The organism is Roseomonas marmotae, from assembly GCF_017654485.1.
Classification (GTDB): domain Bacteria; phylum Pseudomonadota; class Alphaproteobacteria; order Acetobacterales; family Acetobacteraceae; genus Pseudoroseomonas; species Pseudoroseomonas marmotae.
Map to the genome: position 1 here is coordinate 3,248,471 of NZ_CP061091.1, position 21,130 is coordinate 3,269,600.

Annotated in this window: 25 protein-coding genes; 11 read left to right on the top strand and 14 right to left on the bottom strand. The window is 68.8% G+C overall.

Features of this window, described 5'->3' with window-relative positions; translation table 11 throughout:
- Positions 1–6: 6 nt before the first annotated feature.
- A complete protein-coding gene (gene aroQ / locus IAI58_RS15265; protein ID WP_207445839.1) occupies positions 7–462 on the bottom strand; it encodes a type II 3-dehydroquinate dehydratase in 456 nt (151 codons plus the stop codon).
- Positions 463–602: 140 nt separating this feature from the next.
- Positions 603–935, bottom strand: coding sequence for a four-helix bundle copper-binding protein (locus tag IAI58_RS15270; RefSeq protein ID WP_207445781.1), 333 nt, complete (start codon positions 933–935; stop codon positions 603–605).
- Positions 936–1,084: 149 nt separating this feature from the next.
- On the opposite strand from IAI58_RS15270, the gene IAI58_RS15275 reads away from it, so the two are divergent.
- On the top strand, positions 1,085–1,831 hold the full coding sequence (locus tag IAI58_RS15275; protein ID WP_237182258.1) for a hypothetical protein: 747 nt from the start codon (positions 1,085–1,087) through the stop codon (positions 1,829–1,831).
- A 65-nt stretch (positions 1,832–1,896) separates the two neighbouring features.
- Positions 1,897–2,109 carry a sulfur carrier protein ThiS gene (gene thiS / locus IAI58_RS15280; protein WP_237182259.1) on the top strand — a complete coding sequence of 71 codons (213 nt, stop codon included), beginning with the start codon at positions 1,897–1,899 and terminating at the stop codon, positions 2,107–2,109.
- Here the strand turns inward: thiS and IAI58_RS15285 are convergent.
- Together IAI58_RS15285 and IAI58_RS15290 are read right to left on the bottom strand one after the other, a co-directional pair.
- Entirely contained in the window at positions 2,093–2,710 is a 618-nt protein-coding gene (locus IAI58_RS15285) for a DUF2239 family protein (RefSeq protein WP_207445783.1), read from the bottom strand. The two genes, thiS and IAI58_RS15285, sit on opposite strands and share 17 nt — an antisense overlap.
- 47 nt (positions 2,711–2,757) lie before the next feature.
- Complete coding sequence (locus IAI58_RS15290; protein ID WP_207445784.1) at positions 2,758–3,462, bottom strand: GNAT family N-acetyltransferase; 705 nt, start codon at positions 3,460–3,462, stop codon at positions 2,758–2,760.
- Positions 3,463–3,556: 94 nt separating this feature from the next.
- On the opposite strand from IAI58_RS15290, the gene IAI58_RS15295 reads away from it, so the two are divergent.
- From IAI58_RS15295 to IAI58_RS15325, 7 genes are all read left to right on the top strand, one after another.
- Positions 3,557–4,366 carry a ferredoxin--NADP reductase gene (locus IAI58_RS15295; protein ID WP_207445785.1) on the top strand — a complete coding sequence of 270 codons (810 nt, stop codon included), beginning with the start codon at positions 3,557–3,559 and terminating at the stop codon, positions 4,364–4,366.
- Positions 4,367–4,460: 94 nt separating this feature from the next.
- Positions 4,461–5,351: a DMT family transporter gene (locus tag IAI58_RS15300; RefSeq protein WP_207445786.1), complete on the top strand. Its 891-nt coding sequence runs from the start codon at positions 4,461–4,463 to the stop codon at positions 5,349–5,351.
- 101 nt (positions 5,352–5,452) lie between these two features.
- Entirely contained in the window at positions 5,453–7,705 is a 2,253-nt protein-coding gene (gene uvrB / locus IAI58_RS15305) for an excinuclease ABC subunit UvrB (RefSeq protein WP_207445787.1), read from the top strand.
- Between the two features lie 131 nt (positions 7,706–7,836).
- Positions 7,837–8,157: a hypothetical protein gene (locus IAI58_RS15310; RefSeq protein ID WP_207445788.1), complete on the top strand. Its 321-nt coding sequence runs from the start codon at positions 7,837–7,839 to the stop codon at positions 8,155–8,157.
- A gap of 291 nt (positions 8,158–8,448) precedes the next feature.
- Positions 8,449–9,129 carry a winged helix-turn-helix domain-containing protein gene (locus IAI58_RS15315; protein ID WP_207445789.1) on the top strand — a complete coding sequence of 227 codons (681 nt, stop codon included), beginning with the start codon at positions 8,449–8,451 and terminating at the stop codon, positions 9,127–9,129.
- Positions 9,126–10,601 (top strand): sensor histidine kinase, encoded by a 1,476-nt coding sequence (locus IAI58_RS15320; protein WP_237182868.1) that lies wholly within the window; start codon positions 9,126–9,128, stop codon positions 10,599–10,601. The genes IAI58_RS15315 and IAI58_RS15320 overlap by 4 nt, the downstream gene beginning before the upstream one ends.
- Before the next feature lie 58 nt (positions 10,602–10,659).
- Positions 10,660–10,917, top strand: coding sequence for a hypothetical protein (locus IAI58_RS15325; protein WP_207445790.1), 258 nt, complete (start codon positions 10,660–10,662; stop codon positions 10,915–10,917).
- 17 nt (positions 10,918–10,934) lie between these two features.
- Here IAI58_RS15325 and IAI58_RS15330 read toward each other — a convergent pair whose 3' ends face one another.
- Positions 10,935–11,459, bottom strand: a complete 525-nt coding sequence (locus tag IAI58_RS15330; protein ID WP_207445791.1) for a metallophosphoesterase family protein — start codon at positions 11,457–11,459, stop codon at positions 10,935–10,937.
- 86 nt (positions 11,460–11,545) lie between these two features.
- On the opposite strand from IAI58_RS15330, the gene IAI58_RS15335 reads away from it, so the two are divergent.
- Entirely contained in the window at positions 11,546–11,737 is a 192-nt protein-coding gene (locus IAI58_RS15335; protein WP_207445792.1) for a hypothetical protein, read from the top strand.
- 89 nt (positions 11,738–11,826) lie between these two features.
- Here the strand turns inward: IAI58_RS15335 and IAI58_RS15340 are convergent, their stop codons facing one another.
- The 4 genes from IAI58_RS15340 to IAI58_RS15355 all read right to left on the bottom strand — a co-directional run bounded on the left by IAI58_RS15340 (position 11,827) and on the right by IAI58_RS15355 (position 16,140).
- Positions 11,827–12,822 (bottom strand): tripartite tricarboxylate transporter substrate binding protein, encoded by a 996-nt coding sequence (locus tag IAI58_RS15340; RefSeq protein ID WP_207445793.1) that lies wholly within the window; start codon positions 12,820–12,822, stop codon positions 11,827–11,829.
- Positions 12,823–12,932: 110 nt separating this feature from the next.
- Positions 12,933–14,444: a tripartite tricarboxylate transporter permease gene (locus IAI58_RS15345; RefSeq protein ID WP_207445794.1), complete on the bottom strand. Its 1,512-nt coding sequence runs from the start codon at positions 14,442–14,444 to the stop codon at positions 12,933–12,935.
- A 4-nt stretch (positions 14,445–14,448) separates the two neighbouring features.
- Complete coding sequence (locus tag IAI58_RS15350) at positions 14,449–14,937, bottom strand: tripartite tricarboxylate transporter TctB family protein (RefSeq protein ID WP_207445795.1); 489 nt, start codon at positions 14,935–14,937, stop codon at positions 14,449–14,451.
- A gap of 177 nt (positions 14,938–15,114) precedes the next feature.
- Positions 15,115–16,140, bottom strand: coding sequence for an SDR family oxidoreductase (locus IAI58_RS15355; RefSeq protein ID WP_207445796.1), 1,026 nt, complete (start codon positions 16,138–16,140; stop codon positions 15,115–15,117).
- A 282-nt stretch (positions 16,141–16,422) separates the two neighbouring features.
- Here IAI58_RS15355 and IAI58_RS15360 point away from each other — a divergent pair, with 282 nt between their 5' ends.
- Positions 16,423–16,869, top strand: a complete 447-nt coding sequence (locus IAI58_RS15360; protein WP_207445797.1) for a MarR family winged helix-turn-helix transcriptional regulator — start codon at positions 16,423–16,425, stop codon at positions 16,867–16,869.
- A 228-nt stretch (positions 16,870–17,097) separates the two neighbouring features.
- Here the strand turns inward: IAI58_RS15360 and IAI58_RS15365 are convergent, their stop codons facing one another.
- From IAI58_RS15365 to IAI58_RS15385, 5 genes are all read right to left on the bottom strand, one after another.
- Complete coding sequence (locus IAI58_RS15365) at positions 17,098–17,397, bottom strand: hypothetical protein (RefSeq protein WP_208775964.1); 300 nt, start codon at positions 17,395–17,397, stop codon at positions 17,098–17,100.
- Between the two features lie 115 nt (positions 17,398–17,512).
- Positions 17,513–18,259, bottom strand: coding sequence for an ABC transporter ATP-binding protein (locus IAI58_RS15370; protein ID WP_419555808.1), 747 nt, complete (start codon positions 18,257–18,259; stop codon positions 17,513–17,515).
- Positions 18,256–19,104, bottom strand: coding sequence for an ABC transporter ATP-binding protein (locus tag IAI58_RS15375; protein WP_207445799.1), 849 nt, complete (start codon positions 19,102–19,104; stop codon positions 18,256–18,258). Before IAI58_RS15375 ends, IAI58_RS15370 begins: the two co-directional genes overlap by 4 nt.
- 8 nt (positions 19,105–19,112) lie before the next feature.
- The gene (locus IAI58_RS15380; protein ID WP_207445800.1) at positions 19,113–20,021 is read right to left on the bottom strand and encodes an ABC transporter permease; all 909 of its coding nucleotides are present in this window, start codon (positions 20,019–20,021) and stop codon (positions 19,113–19,115) included.
- Positions 20,022–21,128, bottom strand: a complete 1,107-nt coding sequence (locus IAI58_RS15385; protein ID WP_207445801.1) for an ABC transporter permease — start codon at positions 21,126–21,128, stop codon at positions 20,022–20,024.
- Between the last annotated feature and the right edge of the window lie 2 nt (positions 21,129–21,130).

Consider the following 21,130-nt stretch of genomic DNA (forward strand, 5'->3'; position numbering starts at 1 on the left):
GCTGGCTCAGGCCTCCTCGGCCTGGGCCAGGATACCGGCGATGCCGCGCAGAGCCAGCGCGTAGCCGTGCGGGCCCAGGCCGCAGATGACGCCCTGCGCGGCGCGCGAGACATAGGACAGATGCCGGAAGGATTCCCGGCGATGGATGTTGGTCAGATGCACCTCCACCACCGGCAGGTCGGATGCCAGAAGGGCGTCCATCAGCGCGATGGAGGTGTGGGAATAGCCCGCCGGATTGATGACAATGCCGGAGGCGGTGTTGCGAGCCTCCTGGACCCAGGAGATCAGCTCCCCTTCCAGGTTGGACTGGCGGAAATCGATCGCGAGGTCCAGCGCATCCGCCGTCTCGGCGCAGAGCTGCTCAATATCGTCGAGCGTCTCCGAACCGTAGAGCTCAGGCTCCCGGGTCCCGAGCATGTTCAGGTTGGGGCCGTTCAGCACCAGGATGAGGGGCGGGTTCACGATGCGCGCGTCCACGGACTTTTCCGCTGCGGCGCCTAGCACGGTGCAATTCCGCACCGCAAGCGGCGCCAGCACCGTGAGCCCGTCCCTATAAGGAGAATGGCGGGCCTTGGGCGGCCTCAGGCCGCCCAGGGTAAAGCTCAGGCCGCCATGGCGCGGCAGCTTTCGGCGCAGCGGCGGCAGGCTTCCACACAGTCCTGCATGCCGCCCAGGCGCTCGCAGTCCTCCGCGCACTGGGTGCAGATTTCCGCGCATTCGGCGCAGGTGTGCCTGTGGTGCGGGGTGCCCAGCAGCATGAAATGGGCGGAGGTGCGGCAGATCTCGGCGCAGGCCAGCATCAGCCGGGCATGATCGGGCCTGGTGTGCTCGCCGCCCATCTCCAGGCAATGGCCGGAGAAGCTGGAAAGGCAGACCGTATAGCAATTGAGGCAGGCATCGACGCAGGCACGCATCTGGGGGGAGAGATGGGACATTTCAGGTTCCTCCGCCGGGTTGGCGATGCCAGGTCAACCAGGAGCATGACGGATCGTTGCCTCGGAAATGGCCTGGCGTGCCGGGGTGACAGCCATCGCCCCAGTCCCTACCTTCCGGCCCGGTTTCCACCACAGCGGACGCATCGGCCTTGCACTCCCTCTCCCGCGCCCGAATTCTTCTCGCCCCCCTGTTGCTGGCGGGGCTCGCAGCCTGCGGACCCGAATACTCGCCGGATGTCTATGCCGGCCGCGCGGTGCAGCAGGCCAATAAGGTGGAGCAGGGCACTGTCGTCGGCGTGCGCGCCGTGCAGATCGCGGCGGATGGTACGGCGGGCGCCGCCTCCGGCGCCGCCGCCGGTGGCGTGGTAGGCACACGCGTCGGCGGGGGGGACATTACCTCGGCCTTCGGCGGCATCGGCGGCGGGCTGCTGGGCGGGCTGCTCGGCACCGCCAGCGAGCAGGCCATCGGCAATACCAACGGCTTCGAATACATCGTCCGGAAGGGCGATGGGGAACTGGTCTCGGTCGCGCAGAAGGACCAGACGCCGCTGACGCTGGGGCAGAAGGTGCTGGTGATCGCCGGCGCCCAGGCCCGGATCGTGCCGGATTATACCGTGCCGCCCGAGCCGCCGGTCGAGGCCGCCGAGTCGCGCGCCAGGGCGCCGGAGCCCACCGAGGCACTGCCAGCCGGCGGCACCGTGCAGGGCGCCGGCCCCCTGCCCGCTCCGGAGGCCGTGGCGCTGCCGCCACCGGAAACCCCCGCGGCGCCCGAGCCGCAGCCGGCACCCGAGGCCAATCCGGCGTCCCCGCCGGCCGCTGCCGCCCAGCCGTCCAGCACCCCCGAGCCCTCGCCCGCAGCGGCCCAACCCCCCTCCACCACGGCCGCCATTCCCTGACGCGGTGCGGCGGGGGCCATGCTCCGCCTTGCCTTCCCGCTCCCCGGCGTTCCATGCTTCGCGGCATGGGCGAGGTGATCAGGATCATTGTGAATGGGGAGACCCGGACCATCGCCGGGGAAGCCACGGTGGAGGTACTGCTGGACACGCTGGGGCTGGGCAGCCGCAGCGTGGCGGTCCAGCGGAACCAGGAGATCCTCTCCCCCGCCGCCTATGGCGCGACCGAGCTGGCGCATGGGGACATGCTGGAGATCGTCTTCTTCATCCGCGGCATCTGATGCCGGGCGGCTCGTCCTCGGGCCTGGACTCGAAAGCTGCTGCCGCCAGCCGGCAGGCATGGGGGCCGAGATCCTCCGGCCAGGCACCCGCCAGCGCCTCGAAGCGCGCACGCTTCCCGGCATAAAGCGCGCGTGAGGCCTCCTCGAAGCCTGGCAGGTCGCCGGCCATGATGCGCAGGAAGCGGTAGCAGGCTTCCAGCGCCAGCCGTCGCCGGTCAGGGGCGGCCTGGCCGCCGCTGGCTTCCTCCACGAGCTTCCGCAGCGCCACGGAGGCGCCGCCGGGCTGCTGCCTCAGCCATTCCCAGTGGTGCGGCAGCAGCGTCACTTCCCGCGCCACCACGCCCAGCCTGGGGCGGCCGGGGCGGCGGCGCGGCGTCTCCAGGCGGCGCAGGACATCACTGGGCTGGCCGCGGAAATCCACCTCGACCACCTGGCTGGTGCGGTTATCGAAGATCAGGACCGGCGCCGCGACGCCACGGTCCAGGGCCTCCTTGGCATGGAGCGCGACCTCGGCCAGCGCACCGCTGGCCAGCCGCCGGCTCCCGGCGAAGGCGGTGTAGGGCGCCGGGGCCTCTCCCAGCGTAACAGCGACATCCTGCATCCGGCGGATCATGCCCGCCGGATACAAGGAGGCAAATTAAACCCGGGTCATATACCGGCGGAGAGGCTGCGCCGCGCCACGCCGCGATGGTCGAAATTGGCATCCTCCAGCCAGGCGGCGATGGCGTCGCGGCGCTCCGGCCATTCCTCCGCCAGGATGGAGAACCAGGCGGTGTCCCGCCGCCGCCCCTTCACCACCAGATGCGCGCGGTGCTCACCCTCATAGACGAAGCCCAGCCGCGCGGCGGCGCGGCGGGAGGGCGCGTTCAGCGCGTTGCACTTCCAGACGAGGCGACGGTAGCCGAGGTCGTCCATGGCATGGCGCATCAGCAGGAACATCGCCTCGGTCGCCGCGCGGCTCCGCTGCATGCGCGGCGCAAACCAGATATTCCCCAGTTCGATGGCGGCATTGGCGGGCTGAATTTCCATCAGCGTCAGCCAGCCGGAGGCGGCGCCGGAGATATGCGGGCGCACCGCCCAGGCGATGGGGTCGTGCGTGGTGGCGAAGCCGCCGAGGAAACGGCGGAAATCCGCGAAACTGGCGAAGGGGCCGTAGCCCATATAGGCCCAGCTCTGCTCCGTGCCCTGCCCTTGCATGGCCTGCCACAGCTCCTCCGCATGGCGGATGCCCAGCGGTTCCAGCGTCACGCTGGCGCCGCGATGCGGCACGCGGGCTGGCAGGGGGCGCGGCGTGGGGTCCACTTCCGGGCCCAGCGGCGGATCTTCGGGTGTGGTATTGGCGGGCGTGCTCATGATAGGCGAAGGCTCACCGTAACCACGCCCGCTTGCAAGCCATTAATGCCAGGCTCAGCCTTGCCCGGCATTCGGAAAAGGCCATTTCTCTCCTATGAATGCCGAGACCCGCCCGCCGCTGAAATCCGCCCATGCCGCCTATTTCACGGAAACCGTGGAGCAGGTGCATCACTGGACAGACCGCCTGTTCAGCTTCCGCTGCACGCGCAGCCCCAGCCTGCGCTTCCAGGCCGGGCAGTTCGTGATGATCGGGCTGGTGGTGGACGGCAAGCCGCTGGTGCGCGCCTATTCCGTCGCCTCGGCACATTATGAGGAACATCTGGAGTTCCTCTCCATCAAGGTGCCGAACGGGCCGCTGACCAGCCGGCTCCAGCATATCCGCCCGGGCGACGAGATCCTGGTGGGCAAGAAATCGGTCGGCACGCTGGTGACGGATGCGCTGCTGCCGGGCAGGACGCTCTGGCTCTATGGCACGGGCACCGGCCTCGCCCCCTTCATGTCCCTGATCCGTGAGCCGGAGGTCTATGACCGGTTCGAGCGCGTGGTGCTGCTGCATGGCGTGCGCGAGGTGAAGGAGCTGGCCTATCGCGACTTCATCGAGAACGAGCTGCCGAAGGACGAACTGCTGGGCGAGATGATCGCCCCCAGGCTGCTCTACTACCCCACCGTGACGCGGGAGCCCTTCCGCAACCAGGGTCGCGTGACGGACCTGATCCGCAGCGGCAAGCTGTTCAGCGATCTCGGCCTGCCCGCTTTCACGCCGGAGCATGACCGCATCATGCTCTGCGGCAGCCCGGAGATGCTGGCCGAGACCAAGGGCCTGCTGGAAGGCATGGGCTTCGAGGAAGGTGCCAACAGCCGCCCGGGCCAGTATGTGATCGAAAAGGCCTTCGTCGAGAAGTAACTGCCACCTTCCCGCCTGGACCGAATCGGCCGCAGGGTCCACCGTCGCGCGGATGAGCGCGACGCCTGCCCGATCCCCCGCATCCACCCTGGCCATGCCGGCACGCCTGGCCACCCGGCAGGTCGACTGGCTGAACCTCGTCATCGCGGTGCTGCTGATGGGGGCGGGCTGGCCCCTCACCCGCTTCGCCGTCATGGAAGGGGCGCCGACCCTCTGGCTGCTGGTGGGGCGCATCGGCCTCTCCTGCCTCGTCAGCGCGGCGGTGATGCTGATGCTGGGGCGGCTGCGCTGGCCGGCACCGGCGGACTGGCCCGCGGTGCTGACGCTCGGCCTGCTGCAGATCACCGGCTTCTTCACCCTCGGCTATATCGCGGTCACCTGGATCCCGGCGGGGCGCACCGCCATCCTCTCCTGCGCCACCACGCTCTGGGTGGTGCCGCTCTCCGTCCTGCTGCTGCGGGAAGCGATCCCGCCGCGCCGCTGGCTGGCGGCCCTGCTGGCGCTGGGTGGCGTCATGGTGATGAGCAGCCCCTGGAGCATCGACTGGTCTTCCCCCGCCGTGCTGCTCGGCCATGCGCTGCTGCTGGCGGCCGCGCTTTGCTGGGCCGCCGCCATCGTGGTCCTGCGCCGCTATCCTCCCAGCCGCCCGGTGCTGGACCTGCTGCCCTGGTGCTTCGGCCTGGCGACACTGCTGACGCTGCCGCTGGCCCTGACCCAGCCGCTGGGCACCTGGAATACCGGCGCCCTTTCCGCCCTGGCATTCCTCGGGGTGGTCGTGGGGCCGGTCGCGCTCTGGTGCTCGGCGCAGGTGCAGATGCGGATGCCGGCGGTGGTCTCCTCCATCGGGCTGTTGCTCAGCCCGGCGGCGGGGCTGGTCCTCGCCACCTTCTGGCTGGGGGAGGCGCTGGGCCCGGACCTGCTGCTGGGCACGGGGATGATCCTGGGCGGCGCCATCATCGCCGCCTGGCCGCGCCGGGCTTCCTGAGCATCCCAGGTCTTCGTTCACGAAGCGTTCTTTAATGTGGCGTTCCGCGGCCGCCACCCCCACATTGCAGCCCACGTCCTTGCCGGGAGCCTGCCGCGATCATGAGCCTGACCATTCCCGCCGCCTCCCCCTTCATCCCGCCCAAGCGCCCGGCTCCCTCGGGCAACCGCGTCATGAAGGTGGTCTCGCCGTATGAGCCGGCGGGCGACCAGCCCACGGCCATCGGGCAACTGGTGGAAGGGCTGCGGCAGGGGGAGCGGGATCAGGTGCTGCTGGGCGTCACCGGCTCCGGCAAGACCTTCACCATGGCCAAGGTCATCGAGCAGGTGCAGCGGCCCACGCTGATCCTGGCGCCCAACAAGACGCTGGCGGCGCAGCTCTATGGGGAGATGAAGTCCTTCTTCCCCGACAATGCCGTCGAGTATTTCGTCAGCTACTACGACTACTACCAGCCGGAAGCCTATGTGCCGCGCTCCGACACCTATATCGAGAAGGACGCGCAGATCAACGAGCAGATCGACCGGATGCGCCACTCCGCCACCCAGGCGCTGCTGGAGCGGAACGACGTCATCATCGTCGCCTCGGTCTCCTGCATCTACGGCATCGGCTCGGTCGAGCTGTATTCGAACATGGTGGTCAAGCTGCAGGTCGGCGGCCGCATCTCCCGCGACCACCTGATCAAGGCGCTGGTGGAGCAGCAGTATCGGCGCAACGACGCCGGCTTCCAGCGCGGCACCTTCCGCGTGCGGGGGGAGAGCGTGGATATCTGGCCCTCCCACCTGGAGGACCGCGCCTGGCGGATCAGCCTCTTCGGCGACGAGATCGACGGATTGCGGGAATTCGACCCGCTGACAGGCGAGATCGCCGGCGAGATGGAAGCCGTCTCCATCTACGCCAACAGCCACTACGTCACCCCGCGCCCGACGCTGTTGCAGGCCATCCGCGACATCCGTGTGGAACTGAAGCAGCGGCTGGAGGAATTGAACGCCGAGGGAAAGCTGCTGGAGGCGCAGCGGCTGGAACAGCGCACCACCTTTGACCTGGAGATGATGGAGACCACCGGTTCCTGCAAAGGGATCGAGAATTATTCCCGCTATCTCTCCGGCCGCGGTCCCGGCAATCCGCCGCCGACGCTGTTTGAATACCTGCCCGAGAATGCCCTGCTGATCGTCGATGAGAGCCACGTCACCGTGCCGCAGATCGGCGGCATGTATCGCGGCGACTTCGCGCGCAAATCCATCCTCAATGAATTCGGCTTCCGCCTGCCCTCCTGCATGGACAACCGGCCGCTGAAATTCGAGGAGTGGGACAGCTTCCGCCCGAATTCGATCTTCGTCAGCGCCACCCCCGGCGCCTGGGAGATGGAGCGCACCGGCGGCACCTTCGCCGAGCAGGTGATCCGTCCCACCGGCCTGATCGATCCGCCGGTGGAGATCCGCCCGGTCGAGGGCCAGGTGGACGACCTGCTGGCGCAGTGCCGCGATGTCATGGACCAGGGCGGCCGCGTGCTGGTCACGACGCTGACCAAGCGCATGGCCGAGGACCTGACCGAATACATGACGGAAGCGGGCATCAAGGTCCGCTACCTGCATTCGGACGTGGACACGCTGGAGCGGATCGAGATCATCCGGGACCTTCGCAAGGGTGTGTTCGATGTGCTGATCGGCATCAACCTGCTGCGCGAGGGCCTCGACATCCCGGAATGCCGGCTGGTCGCGATCCTGGACGCGGATAAGGAAGGCTTCCTGCGCTCCACCACCTCGCTGATCCAGACCATCGGCCGCGCCGCGCGCAATGCCGAGGGGCGGGTGATCCTCTATGCCGACCGCATGACCAACAGCATGCGCAACGCGCTGGAGGAAACCGACCGCCGCCGCGCCAAGCAGCAGGCCTGGAACGAGGCGCATGGCATCACGCCGCAGACCATCCAGCGTCAGATCAGCGACGTGCTGCAATCGGTCTATGAGCAGGATTACGTCACCGTCGCCCCCACGGACGCGGAGGAGGACGGGCCGAGCCATTTCGTCGGCAAGGACCTGCGCGCCAGCATCGCGGAGCTGGAGCGCCAGATGCGCGCCGCCGCCGCCGACCTGGAATTCGAGACCGCCGCGCGGCTGCGCGACGAGATCAAGAGGCTGGAGAACCTGGAGCTGGGGCTGGAGCCCAACCTCGCCGGCCGGTCGATGCAGGACGCCATGCCCCGGCGGGCCGCCGAGAGCCGCCCCGCCGGGCGTGGCCGTGGCGCCGACGGCAAGGGCAAGGAGAAGAAGGAGTGGCGCCCCAAGCCGCTGGGCCCTGGCGGCGGCGGCTATGAGCCGGAGAAGAAGCGGGGGGGCCGCCGGTCGAGCCGTTAAGAAAGCTTTTACTCATTTTCTGGTCTTGAGGCACAAAAAAGAGACATTATTCTGTTCTGCGGGATCGCTCTCCATGGCAATCTCCCACCATGATGCCGGCCCCGCCGGCAAGGGTGGTGAGAGGGCTGGCCATGAAGGACGAGCAACCAGTCATGGGCTTCGCGTGGTACGAGGCTTCCAGCTTCGATCAACTGCGCGAGCGCATGCCGGATATGAGCGACAGTTATGATGACTGGCGGGAGGGCGCCGGGCGTGACGTGCAGCACCATGAGCGCCAGGGATACCGCGTCATCCGCATCACCATCCGCCCCGCCGAATTCTTCGCCTGGTGCCACAGCCGGGGCGTCCGCATGCCCGGCGTGCGGGAGCGCCGGCAATTCGCCGCCGATGGCGCGCGCAAGGTGGTACGTGCCGAACGTGACGCCTCACGGCGGAGGTTTTCCTTCTTTTGAGATGACATGGATCAATGCTGCGGCCGCCCGCAACGGCTAATCTCCCGGGACAGGCACCGCTCCCCCCGCGGTTAAACGCATCCTCCCCCATATGCGGCCTGATCCTCCTGGGGCGGCGGCCTTCCTCCGGGAAGCCGCCGCCCCGACTTTTCTCGTTTCGCTCATGGCTGGCACTCCGCTGGCCTTGCGGCTATGGGCTGGCGCGACCGCGCCCGACAGGACATCCTGCGCGCACCCATTCCCGACGCGCCCTGGCGCGCCGTGCTGCGAGTCCGAAGGAGTTCAGCACCCATGCGCATCCTGCTGGTGGAGGACGATGCCGAAGTTGGCCGCTTCGTGAAGAAGGGCCTGCAGGAAGCCGGCCACACGGTCGAGCACGTGTCCAATGGGCGCGAGGGCCTCTTCATGGCAGCCGGGGAGAATTTCGACCTGCTGGTGCTCGACCGCATGCTGCCCGGCGGCATCGACGGTGTCCGGCTGGTGGAAACGCTGCGTGGCCAGGGCAACCACACCCCGGTCCTCTTCCTCTCCGCCCTGGGTGGGGTCGATGACCGGGTGAAGGGCCTGAAGGCCGGCGGTGACGACTATCTGGTCAAGCCCTTCGCCTTCGCCGAGTTGCTGGCGCGGGTGGAGGCCCTGGGCCGCCGCCCCGCCGTCGATGCGCCGACCACACGGCTGCGGATCGCCGATCTTGAACTGGACCTGCTCTCCCGCACCGTTACGCGCGGTGGCAAGCGGATCGATGTGCAGCCGCGCGAGTTCCGGCTGCTGGAGCATCTGATGCGCCATGCCGGGCAGGTCGTCACCCGCACCATGCTGCTCGAGAAGGTCTGGGACTACCACTTCGACCCTCAGACCAACGTGATCGACGTGCATGTCTCCCGGCTCCGGCAGAAGCTGGACAAGGGCTTTGACCAGCCGCTGATCCATACCATCCGCAACGCCGGCTATATGATCCGCGCCGAGCCGTGACGCCGCCGCCGCATCCGCGGCCCGAATCCGCCGGGCGTCCCGGCGCCACCCTGCCGCCGCATCTGATGCGGCGGCGGGCACAGCAGCACCCGGGGCCGCTGTGGCGGCTGCTCTCCTCCGCCAGCTTCCGCATCGCCCTGCTCTTCGCCACGCTCTTCCTGCTGGCGGGGCTGGCCTTCACCGGCGTGCTCTGGTGGGGCACCGCGGGGGCGCTGGAACGACAGATCGACGCCGCCATCCGCGCCGATGCCGTCGCCCTGGCGGAGCGCTGGCGGGAGGCCGGTGACGATGCGGTCGCCGATGCCATCCGTGAGCGTCTGGCGCTGGATGCCGAGGACCAGACCATCTACCTGTTGAGTGGCCCCGACGGCAGCCACCTGGCCGGCAACCTGGAAGCCCTGCCCGAGGATTTCACCCCCGACCAGCAGTGGTATGTCATCACGCTGATGCGCGACGACGTTCCGGGAGAGGCGCGGCTCATCGTGCTGCGGCTGCCGGATAATTCCTACTTGGCCGTCGGGCGGGACGTGGCGGAAAAGCTGCGCCTGCGGGCCCTGCTGACGGAGGGGCTGGCATGGTCGGCGGGCGTCGCCATCCTCTTCGCCTTCGCCGGCGCCTGGCTGCTGCGGCGTTCGCTGGAGGAGCGGCTGGCCCCCGCCACCGCCACCGCCGCGATGATCGCCGGCGGCGACCTCTCGCCCCGCGTGCCGCTGGCCGGGCGGGAGGACGAGTTCGAGGCCCTGGGCCGCAGCATGAACACCATGCTGGACCGGATCGCCCATCTGATGGAGGGCGTGCGCGGCGTTTCGGATGCCATCGCGCATGACCTGCGCACCCCGATCGCCCGTGCCCGCTCCCGACTCGAGGAGGCGCTGGAGACCTCCGACGACCCCGCGACGCTGAAGGCGGCGCTGGAGCGTGGCATCGCTGACCTCGACAATGTCACCCGCGTCTTCCAGGCCGTGCTGCGGATCGCCGAGGTGGAGGCGGGTGCCCGCCGCGCCGCCTTCGCGCCGCTGGACCTGGTGCCGCTGCTGGCCGACGCGGCCGAGCTTTATGGCGCCAATGCCGAGGAGAAGGGCCAGACGCTGCGGACCTCCTGGCCCGACCGCCTGCCGCTGACCGGCGACCGCGACCTGCTGCTGCAGGCTGTGGCCAATCTGCTGGACAATGCGGTGAAGTTCACCAGGCCCGGCGGCACCATCAGCCTCTCGGCCAGTCTGCGGGAGGACATGGTGCTGCTGCGGATCACCGACGAAGGCCCCGGACTTTCGGCCGAGGACCGGGACCGGGTGGGCGAGCGCTTCTTCCGCACCGATAGCGCGCGCGCCACGCCGGGTTCGGGGCTGGGCCTCTCGCTGGTGCGGGCTGTGGTGCAGCTGCATGGCGGCACCGTGTGGTTCGAGGATGGCCAGGGCAAGATTCCCGGCTTCCCCGGGCTGACGGTGTTCCTGCAACTTCCGGTCGGATGACCGGCTCTTCATACATCGCTCACGCCCAGGCAGGACAGGCGCAGGCAGGATATCGCCCATGCCATCCCGCCTGTTCCTGTCGCTGCCCTTGCTGACCTGGCTGTCCGGCCCGGCCGGGGCGACAGAGCTGCGCGCCCTGCCACCGGACCTCGCCTATTGCGAGGAACTGGCCGCGCGCCTGGCGCCGCTGCCCGGCGCCACCCGTCAGCCGGCCCGTGGGCTGGCCGAGGAGGGCACGCGCCTCTGCCACCGTGGCTATGTGCGGACCGGCGTGGCCAAGCTGCGCCGTGCCCTGAGGGCCGCGCAGGGGCGCTGAGGCGGCAGGTGGCTAGGCTAGCCCTCGCCCCGGCCAGCGCGGCGGCTGCCGCGGGCGGCCAGGATGTCGGCCAGGGGAACGGGGCGGAAATCCCAGATATCGACACCCAGATCCGCCTGCCGGGGCAAGGGCTTCAGCCGGCCATGGCTATGGCCATGCAGGTTCCACCAGCCCTTCGCCATACTGCGCCAGCTGCGGAATGCATAGTGGCAGAGCACCAGCCCCACGCCTTCCAGCTCCAGTTCCCGGTAGGCCGCCACGCTGGCCCAGCCCGTGAGGCTGGTGGTGCGCGGCCCATCGTTATTGCCGGTGATCAGGTGCTTCCGCCCGTTCAGCCGCGCCAGCAGCTCCTGCATCCGCGCCTCCGTCGGGCCCAGGGCGAAGTCGCCGAGGTGCCAGACCTCATCCTCCGGACCCACGACGGCATTCCAGCGCTCCAGCAGGGCCGCGTCCATCGCCCGCACATCAGGGAAAGGGCGGCGGTAGAGCGCGCGGGCGCCGGCATGGCCGAAATGCGTATCGGCGGTGAAGAAGACGGTCATGCGCGGCCTTCCCGTGCCTCTCGCCCTTGCAGCCCTCGGGCGGCCGGGGCGTTCCCTGAGCGCACGAACAGGGACGGAGCAGTGCCATGCCGGAACGGCCGGATGACGCGATGAAGAGCCAGGACCGGCAGAAGCCGGGAAACCACCCCGCCGCGCGCCCGGGGCAGGAACCCGACCCACATGTGGCACAGCCGGCGCGGCGCCCCGGAGAGCCCGAATTGCAGGGCGGCCCGGCGGATGCAGGCTCTGCCGGCACCACCGGCACCAGCCGCGCATGACAGAAAAGGGCGCCCGCTGGCAGGAGCGGACCGAGATGGCCGGCCAGGGGGCCGGGAGGCCGGCAAGGACCTCCCGGAACAGTCTGGCCTCAGCTCTTCACCAGGCCGGCGGCACGCATCGCCTCGCCCATGGCGCGGTCGGTATCGGCCATCACCTTGCCGAAGCCCTGGCCGTCGCCCCAGTCCATGCCGAAGCCGCGGGCCTTCATGAAGTCGGAATATTCGGCCGACTTGTACACACGCTCCAGCGCCTCGGTCAGCTTGGCCGCCTGTTCGGCGGGCAGCTTCAGCGGCGCGCCGATGCCGCGCCAGACGCCGGTATTGTAGTCGACGCCCAGCGTCTCCTTCAGCGTCGGGATATCCGGGAACTGCGGGTCCCGCTCCGGCGCCATGATGGCCAGGCTGCGCGCGCGCCCGGCATCGAGCATGGCCTTGGCCTCGGGCACCGAGCAGGGGACGATGTCGATGCCCCCGGCCACGAGATCCTGCATGCCCGGCGCGGCGCCGTTGGAGGGCACCCAGCGCACATGGTCCGGCGCCAGCCCCATGGCCTGCAGCCAGCCAACCAGCGCCAGGTGCCAGATCCCCCCCTGCCCCGTGCCGGAGGCCTTCAGCTTGCCGGGAGGGCTGGCCTTGATCGCATCGGCCAGCGACTTGATGTCCTTGTACGGAGAGGAGGCGCTGACCTGGACGCCCGGGGCATCGCGGTTCATCAGCCCCAGCGGCGTATAGTTGGCATAGGTCAGCTCGGTCAGGCCCTGCCAGTGCATCATCGTGATCTCCACGGTGATGATGCCGATGGTGTAGCCATCCGGCTGGGCATTGGCGATGGCGGCATGGCCTACCACGCCGGAGCCGCCGGTGCGGTTGACCACATTGACGGGCTGGCCAAGCTCCTTCTCCAGCAGCGCAGCGACGATGCGCGCCGTGGCATCCGTGCCGCCGCCAGCCCCCCAGGGGCAGATCATCTGCAGCGGACGGGAGGGATAGCGCGCCTGGCCCAGCGCCGGCCGCGCCAGAGGCGAGGCCACGAGGGGGGAGAGGGCCATGGCCCCCATCATCTGGCGCCGTGAGAACTGCTTCATGAACTGTTTCTCCATTTCTTATTTTGGGCCGGCCTGGTGGCCGGGCCGTTGCGGCATCAGTGGATGCCGTCCCGGATCTCTCTTGCCCGGCCCGGCGGCCGGGCATCGCCTCATTGCCCCGGCACGGCCGCGCGCTGCTGCCGCTTCGCCAAGCGCCGCAGCAGCCAGGCCGCGACGGGCCAGAGCAGCGCGCCCGCCGTCACCGCCGCGAGCACGGCGGAAATGGGCCGGTCGATGAAGGGCATCAGGCTGTTGTCGGACTTGATGAGCGAGGTGACGAAGCTCTGCTCGACCATGGTGCCCATGACGATACCCAGTACCATCGCCGCGACCGGATAGCCGTTACGCTCCATCACGTAGCCCAGCACCCCGAAGAATCCCACCAGCAGCACGGCGAAGAGGTTGTTGCCGGTGGCGAAGGCGCCGACGGCGCAGAGCATCAGGATGACCGGCATGATGGCGGCGCGTGGCGCGCGCAGCACATGCGATGCGATGCGGATCATGATGATGCCCAGCGGGATCATGATGATATTGGCCAGGATGAAGATGATGTAGAGCGCGTACATGCTGGATGCGCGCTCGGTGAACAGGGTTGGGCCGGGGTTCAGGCCCTTCATGTAGAGCACGCCGATGGCGATGGCCGTGATGGTATCCCCTGGGATGCCGAAGAGCAGCGCCGGCACCCAGCCGCTGGCCAGGCTGGCATTGTTGCTGGAACCCGCCTCGATGAGGCCCTCCGGGTGCCCGGTGCCGAATTTCTGCGGCTCCTTGGAGAAGCGCTTGGCCATGGCATAGCTGACCCAGGCCGCCATGTCGGCGCCCGCCCCCGGCAGCACGCCGATGATGATGCCGACGATATTCCCGCGTATCATCGGCTTCGGATATTTGCGGGTCAGCGTCCACTGCCCCGCCAGGATGCTGCCGAACTTCCGGCGCGGCAGCGGCGGCGGCTCGGCGCTGGAGAGGGCGCGCATCACCTCGGACAGCGCGAAGACGCCGACCAGCGCCGGCAGCGGCTCGATACCTCCCAGCAGGTCGGTCATGCCGAAGGTGAAGCGCGGCGCGCCGGCTGGATTCTCCATGCCCACGCAGGCGAAGAGCAGCCCGAGCAGCATCGAGGCGATCGCCTTGATGGGCGAGGAGCGCGCGACCAGCGTGGCGCACATCAGGCCCAGCACGGCGAGCCAGAAATACTCGTAGGACGAGAAGTTCAGCGCCACTTCCGCCAGCGCCGGCGCCATGATCAGCAGCGAGAGCGTGCCGGCGATTCCGCCGATGGCGCTGAACCAGAGGCCGATGCCCAGCGCCAGTTCCGGCTGGCCCTTGCGGGTCATGGCATAGGCTTCATCGGTATAGGCGGCCGAGGCCGGCGTGCCGGGGATACGCAGCAGGCAGCCCGGGATATCGCCCGAGAAGATCGCCATGGCCGAGGCGGTGATGATGACCGCCACGGCGGCGATCGGCGAGAGGTAGAAGGTGACGGGGACCAGCAGCGCGGTGGCCATGGTGGCCGAGAGGCCGGGCAGCGAGCCCACCACCAACCCATAGACCGCCGAGGCCAGGATGGCGATCAGCACATCCGTCTGCGCGACGAGGCGGAAGCCTTCGTACAGGTCGTTCATGGCGTCACCACGGCATCGCCAGGAGGCCTTCGGGCAATGGCACCCGAAGCAGCTTGACGAAGGCCAGATGGATCAGCACAGGCGTCAGCACGGCCATGAACAGCGCCAGCCGCAGCCGCGCCCCCAGGGCGAGGGCCGTGACCACGGTGATGGCCATTGCCGTCAGCAGGAAGCCCAGCGTCTCGGAAGCCAGGACATAGAAGACCAGCAGCAGCGGCGGCAGAAACGCCCGCCACTCCGCGAAGGCGGGCCGCGGCGGCACGGGCTCCGCAGCAGTCTCCGCTGGTACGGTTTCCTCCGGTGCCTCGAAGCTATGGCCGATTCCCAGCACCACCAGGGCGCCGCAGAGCATCAGCCCGCACCCGATGATGGTCGGAAAAACGCTTGGCCCGACATCCTGGCCCGGCACGCCTGGCTGCAAGGAGGCGCCGTAAACTGTCACCGCCCCCAGCGCGACCAGACAAGAGCCGGTTATCCTATCGGAAAACTGCAATGTCCTCTTTCCTTCCCTACCCATTCCCGGCGCCTGCGCGGACTTGGGCACCCCGCGCAGCCGCCGTAGCTGGCCCCGCTCGCGTCAGGGCTTCTTTCTTGCAGCAGCGTAAGTGTGCTGACCGTGGAAAGATCCGGTCAAGCCTTTGCGGAAGGGAGAGCGCAGGATTACGAAGGATCAGCGGCGGCGGGGCAGTCCCGGCACCGCGCGGGCGGCGCCGGCCAGCAGGAGCGATGCCAGCCCCACCAGGCCCAATGCCCCCATGCCCAGGGTCAGCGCATTCCGGGCGCGGCTGGTGACGAATTCCTGCCGCGCCGGCTTCATCCGGTCGGTAAAGGGGCCGTCCACGCCCGGGTCATCCGTGCCGGGCTTGAAGAGATTGCCTTCCGGGTCAGGCGGCGCCTCGTGCTCCATCAGCTGCGGCTCCCACATCTTCGCCGCTTCGCGGTCGGCAAAGCCGGGCGCCACCGCCTGGGCCGCCGCCATCTGCCAGGTGGAACGGCCGACCCAGACCTCGCGCGGCCGCTCCCGCGCCGCCGCCAGGATGGCATTGGCGCAGAGGCGCGGGTCGAAAACCGGGTCGGGCGCCCGCTGCGCCTGGCCGGTGTGGTTCCGGGTCCGGCGGAACTGCGGGGTATTCACCGCCGGCAGGTAGATGACGCTCAGCGTGACGGCGGAATAGTCATGCAGCAGCTCCGTCCGTAGGCTGTCGGTAAAGCCGTGCACCGCCGCCTTCGCGGCGCAATAGGCCGATTGCAGCGGCGCCCCGCGGAAGCCAAGGCCGGAGGAGACCTGGATGATGCTGCCGCGGTCGCGGGGCTTCATGAAGCGCAGCGCCGCCAGGGTGCCGAAGACCTGCCCGTGGTAGGTGACATCCGTCACGCGCCGGAATTCCTCCGGGGAGATCCCGGTGGCCGGCGAGACGACGGTGGCCATGGCATTGTTCACCCAGACCTCAATCGGCCCCAGCTCGCGCTCGATCCGCTCGGCCGCCGCATGGACCGCCTCCGCATCCGCGACATCGGTGGGGATGGCCAGCACCCGCGCGCCCATGGCCTCAAGCTCGTCCTGGGTGGAGCGCAGCCTTTCCTTCCCCCGCGCCAGCAGGGCAACCCGCCATCCCTCCCGCGCGAAGGCCTGTGCCGTCGCGCGGCCGATGCCCATGGTGCCGCCGGTCACTACCGCCACGCCTGTGCCGTTCATGCGCCCGTCCCTCCTGTCATCAGGGTATAAGGGAGCGGATTCACAGGCCGTTGTCCGCCGGTCGGTCACAGGCCGGAGAGGATGCCGCTGATCCCGGGACAGAGCGTGCGGTAAGGGATGGCCTGGGCGGATTGTGCTATGATAACGACAACCAGGGCCTCCCTCCTGCCGCTTTGCCGATGGCCGCTTCCGGCGGCGCCTTCCCTGCCATGAAGCAGGGCCAGGCGCGGCGGAGCCGATGGCCAGGGCAGAACAGGTCCTCGGGCAAGGAGAGTGGCTATTATGATCAGCGAAGTCGTCAGACCTGGCCAGCGCCGCCCTCTGGGCGCCCTGCTGCGGAGGCCCTATGACGTGCTGCAACACCGGGTTTACGGCCGCATCGGCGAGCGCGGCTTTCCCGAAATTCGCGTGGCGCATAGCAGCGTGCTCCGGAACCTGCCTTTCGAGGGCAGCCGCGTTTCCGAGCTGGCGGAGCGGGCACGGATGGCAAAGCAGAGCATGTCCTATCTGGTCGAGGACCTCGCGGCCTCCGGCTATGTCAACATCGCCCCGCATCCGCATGACCGCCGCGCCAAGCTGGTGACCCTGACGGAACGCGGCCTGGAGATGCGGGCGACGCTGGTCGCGCTCAGCGACGAGGTGGAGGCCGATCTGGCCCGCGCCATCGGCCAGGCCGAGATGAAGCGGCTGCGCGCATTGCTCGAAAAGCTCTACGACGTGGCTGTCTGAAGGCAGCGCCCCGGCGGCAGCGCGGCCATTTCCATAACGGTGCCATGGCCATCATGGCGCCTCTCCTTCCGCCCATGATGGCGGCGCCGGGCGGCCCGTTCCGGCCCCTTCCCTCGCGCTCCCTCTAGAGCAATTTCCGTTCGCCCTGGCTCACTTCAACTGCTCTAGGCTTTTGTTTTTGTGAGCATCTTCACCCGATCAGGTGATTCCACCTGATCGGGATCTGCTCTAGTCCGCGGATCGCTGGCGCTGGGCCTCCCGGTTACGTTCCGGGCCGCGCGGCACGCCGTGGCCGTCGCGGATCGCCTGCTCACGCTCCCGCTGCCACTGCGCCTTCTCCATCTCGCGCAGCCGGTCATACTCCTGCTGCTGCTCCTGCCGGCGCGAATCCTCCACCCGGCCCATATCCACGGCATGGCCTTGCGGCCCGGGGGTACCTTGCCGGATCTCGATCTGCTGAGCCTGCGCCACCGGCGCGGCGAGCAGCAGCGCCACCAGGCCCAGCCTGGCGTAACCTTTCTGATGCACCTGAACCTCCGCTGTCCCTGAGGGATGTTCCGCATAAACGCGGAGGGCGGCAGCTTGTTGCCGGCGCGCCAGCGGTCGCAGGGCAGGAACGGGCACCCGCCCGCCCCTGCCGGATTCAGCCTTCCAGCTCGTGCGAGAGCGCGATCAGGTCCCGCGTGTGGGAGTGGCGGGCCTCGCCGGCGCGTAGCTGTTCCTCGGTCAGGATCTCCACGATCCGCCCACCCTGCATCACCGCCAGCCGGCCGCAGAGATGGCCCACCACCGCAAGGTTGTGGGAGACGAGGATGCAGGTCAGCTGCCGCGCCTCCCGCAGATCGGCCAGCAGGTTCAGCACCTCGGCCTGCACCGAGACATCAAGCGCGCTGGTCGGTTCATCCAGCAGCAGCACGGAAGGATCGGCGATCAGCGCGCGGGCGATGGCGACGCGCTGCCGCTGCCCGCCCGAGAGCTGGTGCGGATAGCGGAAGCGCGCCGTGCGCGGCAGCGCCACCTCGTCCAGTGCCCGGGTGATGCGGGTCTCGGCATCCGGGATGCCATGCACCGCCAACGGCTCGGAGAGGATGCGGTCCACCGTCTGGCGCGGATGCAGCGAGCCGTACGGGTCCTGAAAGACCATCTGCACGCGCTTGAAGAAGGCGCGGTCCCGCCTGCGGCCGAGCTGCTCGCCATTGATGCGGAGCGTGCCGTCCCAGCTGTCCACCAGCCCCGCGAAGCAGCGCAGCACAGTGGATTTGCCGGAACCGCTTTCGCCCACCAGCCCGAAGGTCTCTCCGGGCGCCACGCTGAAGGAGACGTCATGCACGACATGGTTGCTGCCGAAATGGACGTTGAGGTCGCGCGCCTCGATCATCGGTTGAGTCACCCGCGCGGCTCCAGCCAGTGTGGGTCGCGCGTCAGCACCGGCAGGCGCTTGCGCTTATGGGACAGGGACGGCATGCAATCCAGCAGCCCCCGGGTATAGGGATGCTCGGCGCGGTGCAGGTCGCGCGCCGGCAGCTGCTCCATCACCTGGCCGGCATACATCACCACCACGCGGTCGCAGAAGCGCGCCACCAGCGGCAGGTCGTGGCTGATCAGCATCAGCCCCATGCCACGTTCGGAGACCAGATCCTCGATCAGCTTCAGGATCTCGGCCTGGACGCTGGCATCGAGCGCGCTGGTCGGCTCATCCGCGATCAGCATGTCCGGGTTGGGCGCCAGCATCATCGCGATCATGACACGCTGGCCCATGCCGCCGGAGACCTCGTGCGGATAGGAATCCAGCACGCGCCGCGGGTCGCGGATACGCACCTGCTCCAGCAGGGTCAGCGCGGCCTCCCGCGCCTCCCGCCTTCCGCCCTTGTTGTGGGCGCCCCAGGCCTCGGCGATCTGATGGCCGATCGTCATCACGGGGTTGAGGCTGTATTTCGGGTCCTGCAGGATCAGGCCCATGCGGCCGCCGCGCAGCTTCCGCATCTGCCGTTCCCGGGCGCTCAGCACGTCGATGCCGTCGAAGACCAGCTTATCCGCCCGCACCCTCGCGGCCTCCGGCAGCAGGCGCATCAGCGCCCGCCCGGTGACGGACTTACCGGAGCCGCTCTCCCCCACGATGCCCAGCTTTTCCCGCCCCAGGGTGAGCGAGACGCCGCGTACCGCCGGGTTGAAGCCGCCAGAAGCCGTCGGGAAATCGACACGAAGGTTCTGGATCTCGACCAGTGGCCTGTTCATCGTGCTGCTCACCGCTGCTTCGGGTCCAGCACGTCGCGCAGGCCGTCACCCAGCAGGTTGAAGGCGAGGCTGGCGAGGAAGATGGCGATGCCGGGAATGACCGGCACCCACCACTGCTCCAGGATGAAGCGGCGGGCGGTGGCGATCATGGTGCCCCATTCCGGGATCGGCGGCTGCGCGCCGAGGCCGAGGAAGCCAAGCCCCGCCGCCGTCAGGATGATGGAGGACATGTCGAGCGTGACGCGCACGGTCAGGGAGGGGATGCACATCGGCGTCACATGCCGCAGGACGATGCGCCAGGGGCTGGCGCCGGTCATGCGTACGGCGGCGATGAAATCAGCATTGCGGATGGTCAGCGTCTCCGCCCGCGCCAGCCTCGCATAAGGCGGCCAGGCGGTCAGGGCGATGGCGATGACGGCGCTTTCCACGCCCGGCTTCATGGCGGCCACGAAGGCCAGGGCCAGGATCAGGCGCGGGAAGGCCAGGAAGACATCGGTGACGCGCATCAGGACCTTGTCGATGATGCCGCCGGCATAGCCCGCGATGCAGCCGATGATCAGCCCCAGCGGTGCCACCAGGATGACGACGGCCACCACCATGCCCAGGGTCACGCGGCCGCCGTAGAGCAGGCGGGAATAGGTGTCACGCCCCAGCTCATCCGTGCCCAGCCAGTGCTCGGCCGAGGGTGGCTGCAGGCGGTCGGCCAGCACCTGCACGCCAGGGTCATGCGTGGCCAGCACCGGTGCCAGGATGGCCAGCACCAGCATCGCCAGCACGATGAACAGCCCGGCCACCGCCAGCCCGTTGCGGCGGAAGGCCAGCCAGGTCTGGTAGCGCCGGCCCCACTTGGCCTGGGCGCGGGAGCTCGGCGTATCGGAGAGCAGCCACTCGCGGCGGCTCATGGTCACGTCACTCATTTATTTCACCCGCGGGTCGAGCAGCCGGTAGAGCACGTCTGCCAGCAGGTTCAGCATCACGTAGATCAGCCCCACCACCAGGGTGGCGCCCAGCACCGCGTTCATGTCGGCATTGAGCAGCGACACGGTCAGATACTGGCCGAGGCCGGGCCAGGAGAAGATCGTCTCGGTCAGCACCGCGCCTTCCAGCAGCCCGGCATAGGTCATGGCCAGCACGGTGACGAGCGGCACCATGATATTGCCGAAGGCATGCCGCCAGACGATGCGGCCGGAGGAGAGCCCCTTGGCACGCGCGGTGGTGACATACTCGCTCCGCAGCTCCACCAGCATGAAGGCCCGCGTCATGCGGGCGATATAGGCGAGGCTGAAAAAGGCCAGCACGCCCGCCGGCTGGATCAGGTGGAACAGCGCGTCGTTGAAGGCGGCCCAGTCGCCGGCCAGCAGGCTGTCCACCGTCAGGATACCCGTGCGCTCCTCCACCATCCCCTCGAAATAGATGCTCTGGCGGCCGGGGCCGGGCACCCAGCCCAGCCTGGCGTAGAAGAGCAGCAGGGAGATGAGGCCCAGCACGAAGACCGGCAGTGAATGTCCGGCGAGGCAGAAGAGCCGCACGGCCTGGTCGACGAACTTGCCCTGGCGGGTTGCCGCCCAGACGCCCAGCGGCACGCCAATCAGCACAGCGATGATGATGGCCACCGTCGCTAGCTCGAAGGTCGCCGGGAAGAAGCGGGCGATATCCTGCGTGACGGGGTTGGACGTCATCACTGAGCGGCCGAGGTCGCCCGAGAAGATCTGCCCGAGATACCGCCAGAACTGGATGTACAGCGGCTGGTCCAGCCCGAGGTCGAGCCGCGCGCGCTCCACCACATCGGCCGGCGCCCGGTCGCCGACAATGGCCAGCACCGGGTCGATCGGCACCACGCGCCCGATGAAGAAGGTCACCACTGCCAGCCCGAACAGCGTGATCGGCACGCTGGCCAGGGTGGACAGGGCGCCACGCAGCCGGAGCCACGCGGCGGAAGGACGTGCCCGACGCGCAACCGGCGCGGCGGGCGGCTCGGCCTCAGGCGGAAGCAGTTCCGCCTGAAGTTCCCCATCGGATCGCATTT